This is a genomic window from Micromonospora sp. AMSO31t (genome assembly GCF_008868175.1).
GTDB lineage: Bacteria > Actinomycetota > Actinomycetes > Mycobacteriales > Micromonosporaceae > Micromonospora.
Map to the genome: position 1 here is coordinate 1 of NZ_WBKT01000176.1, position 12,171 is coordinate 12,171.

10 protein-coding genes are annotated in these 12,171 nt (G+C 71.0%); 6 read left to right on the forward strand and 4 right to left on the reverse strand.

Annotated features, from left to right (window positions below; all coding sequences use genetic code 11):
* Positions 1-193 precede the first annotated feature (193 nt).
* Positions 194-3,238 carry a glycosyltransferase gene (locus F8274_RS26465; protein WP_225853989.1) on the forward strand — a complete coding sequence of 1,015 codons (3,045 nt, stop codon included), beginning with the start codon at positions 194-196 and terminating at the stop codon, positions 3,236-3,238.
* A 278-nt stretch (positions 3,239-3,516) separates the two neighbouring features.
* Complete coding sequence (locus F8274_RS26470) at positions 3,517-3,999, forward strand: hypothetical protein (RefSeq protein WP_151465076.1); 483 nt, start codon at positions 3,517-3,519, stop codon at positions 3,997-3,999.
* Between the two features lie 43 nt (positions 4,000-4,042).
* Here F8274_RS26470 and F8274_RS26475 read toward each other — a convergent pair whose 3' ends face one another.
* Positions 4,043-4,291, reverse strand: a complete 249-nt coding sequence (locus F8274_RS26475) for a hypothetical protein (RefSeq protein WP_151465077.1) — start codon at positions 4,289-4,291, stop codon at positions 4,043-4,045.
* An 812-nt stretch (positions 4,292-5,103) separates the two neighbouring features.
* Here F8274_RS26475 and F8274_RS26480 point away from each other — a divergent pair.
* Together F8274_RS26480 and F8274_RS26485 are read left to right on the forward strand one after the other, a co-directional pair.
* Positions 5,104-5,625, forward strand: coding sequence for a SigE family RNA polymerase sigma factor (locus F8274_RS26480; RefSeq protein ID WP_151465078.1), 522 nt, complete (start codon positions 5,104-5,106; stop codon positions 5,623-5,625).
* Positions 5,618-6,892: a rod shape-determining protein MreC gene (locus F8274_RS26485; RefSeq protein ID WP_151465079.1), complete on the forward strand. Its 1,275-nt coding sequence runs from the start codon at positions 5,618-5,620 to the stop codon at positions 6,890-6,892. The genes F8274_RS26480 and F8274_RS26485 overlap by 8 nt, the downstream gene beginning before the upstream one ends.
* A 68-nt stretch (positions 6,893-6,960) precedes the next feature.
* Here F8274_RS26485 and F8274_RS31415 read toward each other — a convergent pair whose 3' ends face one another.
* Entirely contained in the window at positions 6,961-7,521 is a 561-nt protein-coding gene (locus tag F8274_RS31415) for a hypothetical protein (RefSeq protein WP_192580005.1), read from the reverse strand.
* A 1,198-nt stretch (positions 7,522-8,719) separates the two neighbouring features.
* On the opposite strand from F8274_RS31415, the gene rox reads away from it, so the two are divergent.
* On the forward strand, positions 8,720-10,240 hold the full coding sequence (rox, locus tag F8274_RS26490) for a rifampin monooxygenase (protein WP_151465080.1): 1,521 nt from the start codon (positions 8,720-8,722) through the stop codon (positions 10,238-10,240).
* A gap of 99 nt (positions 10,241-10,339) precedes the next feature.
* On the opposite strand, the gene F8274_RS26495 is transcribed toward rox, so the two are convergent.
* A complete protein-coding gene (locus tag F8274_RS26495; protein WP_151465081.1) occupies positions 10,340-10,819 on the reverse strand; it encodes a DUF1992 domain-containing protein in 480 nt (159 codons plus the stop codon).
* 186 nt (positions 10,820-11,005) lie between these two features.
* Here F8274_RS26495 and F8274_RS26500 point away from each other — a divergent pair, with 186 nt between their 5' ends.
* Complete coding sequence (locus F8274_RS26500) at positions 11,006-11,422, forward strand: YkvA family protein (protein ID WP_151465082.1); 417 nt, start codon at positions 11,006-11,008, stop codon at positions 11,420-11,422.
* 15 nt (positions 11,423-11,437) lie between these two features.
* On the opposite strand, the gene F8274_RS26505 is transcribed toward F8274_RS26500, so the two are convergent.
* Complete coding sequence (locus tag F8274_RS26505) at positions 11,438-11,986, reverse strand: GNAT family N-acetyltransferase (protein ID WP_151465083.1); 549 nt, start codon at positions 11,984-11,986, stop codon at positions 11,438-11,440.
* Between the last annotated feature and the right edge of the window lie 185 nt (positions 11,987-12,171).

The window sequence follows — 12,171 nt, forward strand, 5'->3', positions numbered from 1 at the left end:
CGACCCGGAGGTCGTCGGATGACACTCCCGAGCCGTCGCACGGCCGGCCGGTTCGTCGTCGCGTCGCTGGCCCTGGTGGTGGGGTCCGTGCTGCTGGTCGAGGCCTACGCGAACGCCGGGTTCCGTCCCGACCACGTCCGGGACGCCGAGGACCAGGTCACCGTGCCCAGCGAAATCCTGGGCGGGGGGGCCGGTGCTCGACGCCCGGGGCGCGCAGCCCCGCACCTACCGGCTGCCCGCGCGAACCATCGCCCTCACCTTCGACGACGGGCCGGACCCGACCTGGACCCCCCGGGTCCTCGACGTGCTGCGCCGGCACCACGCCCCGGCCACGTTCTTCGTCATCGGCTCAGAGGTGGCCCGCCACCCGGACCTGGCCCGCCGCGCCGTGGCCGAGGGGCACGAACTAGGCGTGCACACCTTCACCCACCCCGACGTGAGCCTGCTGCCCGCCTGGCGGCAACGGATGGAGTACGCGCAGACCCAGATGGCGATCGTGCACGCCACCGGGGTGCGCACGAGCCTGCTGCGCTTCCCGTACTCGTCGGTGCCCAGCGCCGTCGACGACGCCAACTGGCCGGTGATCCGGCAGGCCGCCGGGCAGGGCTACCTGACCGTGGTCAACGACCTCGACGGCGAGGACTGGGCGCGGCCCGGTGTGGACGCCGTCGTGCGGAACCTGACGCCGGCCGGGGACGCGGGCGCCGTGGTGCTGCTGCACGACGCCGGCGGGGACCGGTCGCAGACCCTCGCGGCCCTGGACCGGTTCATCCCGCTGATGCGCGCCCGCGGCTACACCTTCACCACGGTCAGCGCAGGGATGAGCCGGGCGCGACCGCAGGCGGCCGCGTTCGCCGGCAACGTTCCCGCGTCCACCTGGGACCGCTGGCGGGCCGCCCCGCTCTGCTGGGCGATCCGGCTGGCCGACGGGATCCTCGGCGGCCTCGCCCTGCTCTTCGTCGTCGTCGGGCTGCTCATGCTGACCCGTACGCTGCTCCTGCTCCTGCTGGCCCGCCGGCTGGCCCGGAGCCGGCGGGCGCACCGCTGGCCCTGGGGGGTGACCACCGCGCCGGTCTCGGTCATCGTGCCGGCCTACAACGAGCGCGCCGGGATCGTCGCCACCGTCCGGTCTCTGGTCGCCAACGACCACCGCCGCATCGAGGTGATCGTGGTCGACGACGGGTCGACCGACGGCACCGCCGACCTCGTCGACTCCCTCGGCCTGCCCGGCGTCCGGGTGATCCGCAAACCCAACGGCGGCAAGGCGACCGCCCTCAACACCGGACTCCTGTACGCCTCGCACGACATCATCGTCACCGTCGACGCGGACACCGTCTTCGAGCCGGACGCGATCCGGCGGCTCGTCGAGCCGTTCACCGACCCGCGCATCGGCGCGGTGGCCGGCAACGTCAAGGTCGCCAACCGGCACCGCCTGCTCGGCCAGTGGCAGCACATCGAGTACGTCATCGGCTTCAGCCTGGACCGCCGGTTCTACGAGAAGCTGGGCTGCATCCCCACCGTGCCCGGTGCGATCGGCGCCTTCCGCCGTCGCGCGCTGGCCGGGGTCGGTGGGATGAGCGGCGACACCCTCGCCGAGGACACCGACGTCACCATGGCGGTCCTGCGCGCCGGCTGGCGCGTGGTGTACCAGGACCGCGCCCGGGCCTGGACGGAGGCGCCCGCCTCGGTGGGCGACCTGTGGCGGCAGCGCTACCGCTGGAGCTACGGCACCCTCCAGTCGATGTGGAAGCACCGTGGCGCCCTGCGCGACCGGGGCCCGGGCGCCCGGTTCGGCCGCTTCGGGCTGCCCATGCTCGCCCTGTTCGGCGTGCTGCTCCCCCTGCTCGGGCCGGTGCTCGACCTGCTCGCCGTCTACGGACTGTTCTTCCTGGACACCACGAAGACGGCGGTGGCGTGGCTGGTCATGCTGGCCGTGCAGCTGCTCACCGCGGCGGTGGCGTTCAAGCTGGACCGGGAACCGCTGCGCCCGTTGCTCACCCTGCCGATCCAGCAGTTCGCCTACCGCCAGCTGATGTACCTGGTGCTGGCCCGGTCCGTGGTCACCGCGCTGACGGGCGCGCGGCTGGGCTGGCGCCGGGTCAAGCGGGCCGGCGACGCGGTCGAGGAGACGCCCGCGCCCGGGGCGCGGCCGGGTCGGGACCGCTGGTTCGACACCCTGCGGGCCCTCGCGCTGGGCCGGGTCGTCGCGTACCACATGTTCGGGGCCGCCTGGCTCAGCTTCGTCTTCCCCGCCATGGGGGTGATGTTCGCCCTGGGCGGGTCGCTGATGGCCCGCTCGCTGGACCGTACGCCGGAGCGGGCGGTCAGCGGCCGGCTGCGTCGCCTGCTGCCGGGGCTGTGGGCTCTGGCCCTGGTGCTCGTGCCACTCATGCTCTGGCACGGCTGGTCCGACCGGCCCGCCTGGCCGGCGCTGCTGAGCTGGGCGGTGCCGCTGGTGCAGCCGCCGGGCAGCGCGTGGGCGGCCGACGTGACCGGGGTGCTCTGGTACCTGGTGACGTACCTCTGGCTGGTGCTGCTCTCCCCCGCGATGCTGGCGCTGCACCGGCGGTGGCCGCTGTGGTCGGTGGCCGTGCCGCTGGCCGGCGTGGTGCTGCTCCAGACCGCGGCGCCCGGCTTCGACGGGCCGGTGGAGTCGGTGCTGACCGACCTGGTCACGTTCGCCGCCTGCTGGCTCGTGGGCTTCGCGCACCAGGACCGCCGGCTGCGGCGGCTACCGCTGCCGGCGCTGCTGGGTTTCGCGGCGCTCTGCCTGGGCGTGGCGGTCGGCTGGCTGGCCACCCATCCCGACGCGGGACGCGACCTCAACGACATCCCCGTGGCGCAGGCGTTCTGGTCGCTCGGGTTCGTGCTGGTGCTGCTGCGCGCCGCGCCGCCGATGGGCTGGCTGTCGCGGCTCCGGTCACTGGACCGGCTGGTGACCGCGCTGAACAGTCGGGCGCTGACCATCTACCTCTGGCACAACGCCGCCATCGCGGTCTGCTTCACGGTGGGCGACCTGGTCGGCTTCTGGCGGCTCGGCCAGGTGGGCTACCTCGCGGTCGCCCTGGTGCTGCTCACCGGCCTGGTGTTGGCCCTCGGGTGGATCGAGGACGTCAGCGCCCGGCGCTCGCCACGGCTGCTGCCCTGGCCTCGCCGCGCGACCGGCCGGCACACCGCGACACCGCCCATGGAGCGTCCCACCGCCGTGGAACGCGGACCAACCCCGGTGCGGACGTGAACACGTGCAACACGAACATTCAAATCGTCATAATCAGGCAAATATGTCTGATACTTGACTCAGTTGGCGGACGCGTTCGCACCGTCCACCTCGGAGACGACGTCATCGCGGGTCGGCAGCCCGCGGCGGCGCCAACGCGGTGATTGGGGTGATCACCGCGGCCGGCACGGGTCTCGCCCTCCTACGGGCCCGTGCCGGCCACCCCCGACCCGGGCGGCGCACCGGCCGCCCCGAACTCTCGACGCCTGACCCCCTCACAGGTCAGAAGCGGAGCGAAGATGGCAATGCGGCACCCGCCGACCGCGGGGGAACAGGAGCTGTGGAACGCGGTGGTGGCCGGGGTGCGGGCCGCCGACGAGTCGGACCTGGCCGGCGTCGACGACGCCGTCGACCGGCTGGCGCGGCTTCCCCACCCCTGGGTCCACCACGTGCTCGGCGACACCGCCGCGCTGCTCGTGGAGGAACTCGACCCGGACGGCCAGGACGTGTGGCCGCTGCTCGCCGCGCAACTCGACGACGACGCTCCCGCCTCCACGACGACCCGGCGCCGAGCGTCGCCGTACCCCGGTGGCCGGCGACCGGCGCAGTCCGGGGCCCGCGAGCCCGAGGCGCTGCGGCGGCGACTGCTGCTCATCGCCCGGCTCGCCGACGCCACCGAGGTCGGTGTCGGCGCGTTCCTCGACGTCGCGCTCGCCGCCAACGCGGCCCGGGCCCGGCGAGCGCCGGCCCACGCACTCCCCCACTGCCGCCTCGGCCAGTGAGGCGGACTCCCGGTCGAGGGCTCAGGGCAAGCGTTGGCAGGCTTCACCGCTGGCGGTACGCCGCCCAGACCGCGAGGCAGAGCCCCACGGCGCCGGCGAAGGCCACACCGGAGCGCAGGACGGCGTCGGCCAGCCGGTCGGTGCTGGCCCAGACGATGAAACCCGTCCAGCTGGCCACCAGCAGCGCGGTGACGAACACGAGGGCGAGGAACAGGGCCCGGTGGCTCGGGACGAGCCGGCCCTCCGGGTCGCCGGGCGGCTGCGGCGCGGATGCCGACGGCAGTACGGTCATGGCGACGAGATCCTTTCGGTCAATGGCGGTTCGGGCGGACCGCCGCCGGTGACGTCGGTCGTTGGCTGGCGCTCCCCTGGAGCCACCACGGCGTGGGTCACTCCGCTGCCGAGCCTAGGACTCGTGGATACGCGGCCCGGTCGGCGGACGAAGGGCCGCGGGAGCCTGCGCGTCCACCAGCGCGGGCACCTCCGGCAGCCGAGGAACGTGACGTGGTGGCCTGCTCGACGGCGAGGGGCGGACGAGCTTGATCGCGCATCTTCGGCCGGTCCTCGACCGTCTCGCGCACGTCGGCTGGCATCGCTCCAGCTCCCGGCGCGGCTTCTTGGGCTCACCGGCGTCCCCGACGTGGTCGATTTCGATCGGCATTCAGCTCTCGACCAGGTCACCGGCGCGATCTCGCGCGCCCCACCCTCCCGGTTCGACAGGTGGACGACCTGACGGTCGGACCTGAGCCGGGCAGTCACCGGACCCCGGAAGGACATGTCGTCTGTCCTGACCCGTCGTAGCTGGGGGATGCTGCCGCGAGACGTGCTCCTCTGCCACGGCGAGGTGCTGCTGCGGGTCGCCGCCGGCGCCACGCCCCGCACCGCCCTGGCGGCCGTGCTCGGCGGAATCCCCGCCGCCACCCCCCTGTTCGCGCGCTCGGGGTCGTGCTGGAACACGACGCCGACCACTACCGCCTTGTCACCCTCACCGACCCGCGGGTCGAGATAATCGATCGTCAAAAGTTCCGGAGTCACGGCAACGTTTGCTGGGGTCGAGAGCGTAGGTAGTGGCCGTGAGATTGAAGCTGAAGGTGCGGGTGGCTGATGCACGATCGCGAGGATAAGGAGGTGACAGCCTTTGTGCGGGCGCGTTACGGATCGCTGCTTCGGACCGCCTTCCTGCTGTGCGGAGACCGAGGGAAAGCCGAGGATCTGGTCCAGACGACGTTGGCCAAGACGGTTGTGGCGTGGTCTCGACTGCAACGCTCAGAAGGCGTCGATCACTACGTTCGGCGGATTCTAGTAAACACCTTCGTGACCTGGAGGCGGCGCCGATCCTGGTGGGAACAGCCCTTGGGTCGGCTGGTGGAGAGTCCGGCACGCGACGAGTACGTGGGGGTGGAACAGCGGGACTTGCTCCGCCGGGCGTTGGACGGGCTGCCAGCACGACAGCGTGCCGCCGTCGTGCTGCGCTTCTACGAGGACCTGTCCGAGCAGGACACGGCGCACGTACTGGGTTGTTCGGTCGGCACGGTCAAGAGTCTTTCATCAAGGGGTCTGCAGACTCTGCGTAAGCAGTGGGTTGAGGCCGACGCGGTTGCTGATCAAGAGGTGCGCTATGCATAACACCACCGAGTTGCGTGACGGCCTGGCGGATCTGGCCGAGTCGGTGGTACCGACCGAGGGCTATGAGGGCAAGATCATGCGGCGGGTAGACCGGCGTCGCGGGCGGCGGCGTATCGCCGCGGGAGCCGCGGCTGCAGTCTGCTTGGCGGTGCTGGTCACGATGTTTCGGGTTGTCGGTTTCGGGTCCACACCGCAACTCGCTGCACCGCCGCCGGATGGCCCGTTTCTGGGCTGGTCCCCGGTGGGAGACGTGGACGCTGGCCTGGTATCTGAGGCCACCAGCGTCTGGGACCGTGCCAACTCGGCAGGCCCGCACACTGATGTTCGGGCCCTTGTCGCGACGCGCCATCCACGCCTGCGCTCGACGGTGGTGGTCCTGCAGGGATACGACAAGCAGGGCAACGCGCGGTTGGCGTTCTTCACCGGTGATTCCGGTGCGGCGGACGCCTTGCGGATGCGAGTTGATCGGCCGGCGCCCGACCCGGTGAAGACTCAGGTGATAAGTCTGGTCAGTCCACGGTTGTCCGGAGCCGACGGCGAGGCCAGTAATGACCCCGCGGGCACCTATGCCATTGCCATCGCCATGCCGGGCGTGACAGCGGTGCGGGTGTCGAGCACCGCAGTCGATGATGAAGTGATACAAGAACCGGACGGCCCCACCAGTCGCCTTGTGGTAAAACGATTCCCGCTCGCTGCGACCGCGCAGACGACGACGATCGCGGGGTTCACCAAGCCGAAGCGACCGTTCGCCAGCCTCACGAAGGTGTTCGAGGTACCTGGTGAGGACGGTGTGGACGGCGACGCGCGAGCCGTACCCGCTGAGGTGCTCGGCAGGAACGGGCAACAGATAAACGTGGCGTTCCCGAAGGACCAGGGAGTCCGGCGAGGGCAACTAGCCGTCGTCGCCGAAGGCTTGGTCGGACGCGTAACGGCAGTCGATACCGTCCGCGGCGAAGCCATTGTCGACCTCGTTACCAGCCCCGGGTTCGGCGGCCAGGTGTACACAAATATCAGTAATGTTCCGGCTTCCGTACGCGGCACCGGCGGAAAGCTGGTCATGGAAGGCGTTCCCGCAGACGGTGAGGTTTACCAGACCAATCGTGTCTTGATGCCGGATCCGTCCCAGCAGAGCAATCAGGTTGGCGCTGTCACGATCGGGCGAGCGTCTGCGGACAAGGCGGCAGGCGCGACCACGGTGGAACTTACGCCAACAGCCGACCTTGCCAACCTGACTAGATTGTCGATCATGACGCCATCCGCCCCCTGACGGCGGCTCGCCGACGCAAAGATGCGCGGAGACGAGTCGTCTCCGCGCATCTTCAACACGTCTGCAGGTCAGTAGTGGACCGAGCCGCTGCCGGAAGCCTTTGCGATGTCACCGCCGGAGTTATTCGTAGAATAATAGTGGAAGTGCATAGTTGTGTTCGTCGGAACGCTCGACCAGCACCAGGTACGCGTTACACCGTCAGTGGGAACGGTGATAGTCCCGCCCGCCGAAAGGGAAACCTTGAACTGGTGCCACGACTCCTCCGGGTAATCCCACGTGGCTTCGATGTCCTTGCAGAAAGTCGTCTTCGTGGACTTGAAGTCTCGGCCGTCCAGGCTCCACACTCCATCAAATGTGAAGGAGTACGGAATTGTGGACACCGCGAGAGGAGTCACTCCCGTCGTGACCGTAGGGCCGTCCTGAGTGTAGTGGTCGATCGGGCCCTGAAGCTTGGGCATCTTCCCGACAACCGTCATGGTCACGTTCGGCGGCAGCGACGCCCACACGGCGGCATTGTTCGCCTCGATCTCGGCGGCACTGACCGTCGGTTTCGCCGGCTCGCCGCCGGCCGCCTCGGTTTGAGATGCCGCTTGAGCCGGAGCAGCCAATAGCAGCAATCCTGTGGCCACGGTAGCGACGGTCCCAAGGGACCGCTTCATCAACGAGTGTGACACTCTGTGATCCTCCCCGTGCAGTTTGTGATAGCCCGACCCTGTCATTGATCGAGCCAGCACTACAAGACCGACTACGGTCTATCTTTGTGCGACTTCTCACCAGAATCGGGTCAACGCTCCCGCCGGACATGTGGTATCGGCAGGAGTCAATATATGGGGGTGGTTCGCGAGGCGGCTTCGGCGGACGTGCCTACGCGAGGAAGGCCTGCGCGAACAGCTCGACAGTCGGCTGGCGCGGGTTCGTTGACGTGGACCTGCCGGGGATCGTTGACCCGTCCGGCTGCAGGTCGCGGGACCGAATTCGCCGCGCGACGACGACGCCGAGGCGGCCGGCTGACGCCAGGGGGTCGCTCCTGTCCTGACCCGTCCTAGTTGATTGCCGGTCTCCTCGACCTGGGGATGTCATCGTCATTGGACCGTCCACCCTGCTCGCGGCCCGGTGTAACTGAGTAGGGACGGATGTGGTTCTCGATCAGGATGGCGAGTCGGCTGCGGTGGCCTGGGGCCACGGGTCGTAGCGCATCGACAGGTCGAGCAGGTTGCAGAAGGCGGCGCCGGCCCGGCCCCGGCTCATCGGTGAGATGGCTTGAGTCTGCCCAGCGGCGGGTGACGAAGAGGCTGACTGCCGATGATCTCCGGGCAGCTCGCGCCCGGGCATTCGGTCAGATGCACCAACTAGCCGTACTGCCAGTTCGGCTTACCAGGCACGTCGGCCACGGGCCCCGGTTCGCTCAGAGCACCTTCCCGCCGCACTTTCGCTGGGTCGGGTCGCAGATAGCCGGGCCAGCGACTCCAACTGGGGCGGGAAGACTCAGTTCCACCGGGACAGGACATCGTCGGTGACGATCTCGGTGAGACGGCCCGAGCCCGATACACCAAAAGTGTCATTATGGTGTCGGGCGAATCTGCCCCTTTTGTGGCGAGTAATTATCGGATTGTTGTTACCGGCAATCCGGTAACCCGAGCCGGGGAAAGGGTGGACGGAGTGACGCGCGGGCTTGTAGCTTTCAGGTGCCCGTGACACCGCCCGAGGAGGTGAGACCCATGAACGCTGTAGCGATGTGGGTGCTCCCCCGTCCCGTCACGGTCGGGCGATCGACGTAGGTGTCGCCGGGAGCGCCTCCCAGAAGGCACTCCCGAAAGGGCAACACCGATGCACTCTCCGCAGTTCACCACCGAACCGCCGTCGAGCGACACGGTCGGCGTCCCTGGACTCCCGTCACCGGCCGCCGGCGCGGATCGCGCGCCCCGCACGTTCGACGTGATCATTGCCGGGTGCGGGCCGACCGGCGCGATGCTGGCCGCCGAGCTACGGCTGCACGATGTGCGGGTACTCGTCCTGGAGAAGGAAACCGAACCCGCGTCGTTCGTCCGCATCGTCGGCCTGCACATCCGCAGCATCGAGTTGATGGCGATGCGCGGTCTGCTGGAGCGCGTTCGCGCACGCGGGCGACAGCGTCCGGCCGGCGCGTATTTCGCCGCCATCGACAAACCCGCGCCCGAGGGCCTCGACTCCGCGTACGCCTATCTGCTGGGCATCCCGCAGCCGGTCATCGTCGACCTGCTCGAACGCCATGCGATCGACCTGGGTGCGCAGGTCCGGCACGGTGGCGCGGTGGTCGGTCTCGCGCAGGACGACGACGGTGTGACCGTCGAGCTGGCCGGCGGGGAGCAGGTGCGTTCGCGTTATCTCGTCGGCTGCGACGGCGCGCGCAGCACGGTGCGCAAACTGCTCGGCGTCGGCTTCCCCGGCGAGCCCACACGGACCGAGACGCTGATGGGCGAGATGGCGGTGGGTGTGCCGCCCGAGGAAATCGCCGCCAGGGTGGCGGAGGTCCGCGAAACCGACAAGCGGTTCAGCCTGGGGCCGGCGGGCGTCGGGCTCTATCGCCTCGTGGTCCCCGCCGCGGGGGTCAGCGACCGTGCGGCACCGCCCACCCTCGAGGATTTCCGGCGGCAGTTGCGCGCCGTCGCCGGCACCGATTTCGGCGTGCACTCCCCGCGCTGGTTGTCCCGCTTCGGGGACGCCACGCGGCTGGCCGACCGCTATCGGGTCGGGCGGGTGCTGCTGGCCGGCGACGCGGCACACATCCATCCACCCATCGGCGGGCAGGGCCTCAATCTGGGCGTCCAGGACGCCGTCAACCTCGGCTGGAAACTGGCCGCGCAGATCCACGGCTGGGCGCCGGAGCACCTGCTGGACACCTACCAGGCCGAACGTCGTCCCGTCGCCGAGGACGTGCTGGACAATACCCGCGCCCAGCTGGCACTGCTGTCCGGCGAACCGGGCGCGCGGGCCGTGCGCAGGCTGCTCACCGAGCTGATGGACTTCGACGAGGTGAACCGCCATCTGACCGAGAAGATCAGCGGGATCGGCATCCGCTACGACTTCGGGGACGGCCCCGACCTGCTCGGCCGCCGCCTGCCCGACATCGACGTGAAACAGGGCCGCCTCTACGGCCTGCTGCATCGCGGTCGCGGCCTGCTGCTGGACCGCACCGAACGCCTGACCGTCGGCGGTTGGTCGGACCGGGTCGACCATCTCGGGGATCCCACCGCCGCACTGGATGCTCCCGGCGTCCTGCTGCGCCCCGACGGCCACGTCGCCTGGATCGGCGACGACCAGCAGGACCTGGACGTCCACCTCGCCCGCTGGTTCGGCGAGCCCAACTGACGTTCACCCTGGGCAACCAGGAACGCGGGTGCCGCGTCCCGGCATCGGGCCCGGCTGAGCAGCCGCCGTCGGGGGATCACCACCCCCGACGGCGGCGAGTCAGCGGCGCCGCCAGGGCCACCATGAGCGGCGCCTCGGCGGGACCGGGACGGTCGCCGGGTCCGGCGCGGCGGCCACCCGCTCGGCCGCGGCCCGCTCCCGGGCGGCCCGCCAGTCACGGACCACGTCGTCGACGTTGACCGGCCGCACCACGACGCGCGGCCCGGTGGGCGTGCGCAGCCAGGCCACCACCTCCGTGTTGAGGGCGGCCACGTACGCCCGCACCGACTCCTCGGTGGGCAGGTCGCGGACCTCGTCGGGGAGCTTCTCGATGCGCCGGCGCAGTTGCAGCGGCGTGGGCAGGAGCAGGTCACCGGGCAGCTGTTCGCGCTCCAGGAAGCTCCGGATCCACCAGCCCTCGTCGTAGGGCAGGTCGCGGCCGGGGATCGGCTTGCCGGCCCCCTGCAGGTTGTCGAACTCGCCGCGCTGCTGGGCCGAGCGAATCTGCGCCTCGACCGCGGCCTCCCAGCCTGTCGTCACCGCCGTCACCTCCCGTTCCCACCGTATCCGCCGGTCACCGACCTGGTTCAGCGCCGGCCGGCCCCGGGCTGTTCCCGGCCCGGCGACGCCACGGGGGTACGGGTGAGACAGGGCTCACCGTCGGTGCGGCGTACATTCCGGGTGGGTCGGCGGACGGCCCGTACCCCAGCGGGAGGGACCACCGGCGTGCGTGACTGGCTCATCGGCCTCGGGGTTGCGGTGGCCTGCCTGCTGGCCAGTTGGGCGCTGCTGGTGCTGCTGGCCCGGCGGCTGCCGCCGGGCATCCTGCGCGACCTGGCCGCGTTCATCCCGGACTGCCTGACCACGGTGCGGCGGTTGCGCCGGGACCCCCGGGTGCCGCGGCGGGCCCGGGTCGCGATCGTGTTCGCCGGGCTCTGGCTGGCCAGCCCGATCGACCTGATCCCGGAGTTCCTGCCGGTCATCGGCCCGCTGGACGACATCGTGGTGGTGGCGCTCGCGCTGCGCTACGCCGGCGGGCAGGTGCCCCGGCAGGTGCTGCTCGACGCCTGGCCGGGCGAGCCCCGGCTGCTGCTGCGCCTGCTCGGCCCGGAGCCCGACGGCCCCGAACCGGCCGGCCACTGAGCGGGCCGGCGCGGCTCAGGGCCGCAGGCGGACGTGGCGGTGGCCGTCGCGCGGGAACGGCGGCCGGGCCGGCAGCACCTCCGCGAAGACGTAGCCGCTCTTCTCGGCCACCCGGCAGGAGGCCGGGTTGTCGATCTGGTGCAGCAGTTCCAGGCGGGTCAGGCCGCCGGCGGCGAACCGGGCGAACGCCCACCCGGTGACCGCGTCCACGGCCCGCGGCGCGACCCCGCGGCCCCGGGCCGACGCGGCCGTCCAGTAGCCCACCTCGGCGGCCGGCCGCCCGGGGGTGACCTCCTTGAGCACCACGTTGGCCACCAGCCGCTCCCCCTCGGCCGTGGTCTCCAGCACGGCGAAGCTGAACCGGCGGCCGGACGCCCAGCCCTGCCGGCTGCGGCGCAGGAACGCGCGGGCCTCGGCGGGGGTGGTCACCGGGTACCGGGTCCAGCTGCGCAGCACCGGGTCCCGGTACGCGGCCAGCAGCGCCTCGGCGTCGTCGTCGCACCACTGTCGCAGCAGCAGGCCGGGAGCGGAGGGGGTGGCGGCGGCGTGGAGCACGATCGGCATCCCGGTAGTGTCGCCCGTCACGCCGCCGCGCGGCGAGCCCGCCCTCGCGGCGTCGTACCCCGGGCATCGCAGCCGACCGCTCGCGGGCCGCCGTCGCCACCCCCTGACCTGGGGTACGCCGGGCGGGCGCGGGTCAGAGGTTGTCGGGCTGGTGCAGGGCGGGGTGGTGCTCGCCGGGCGCGGCG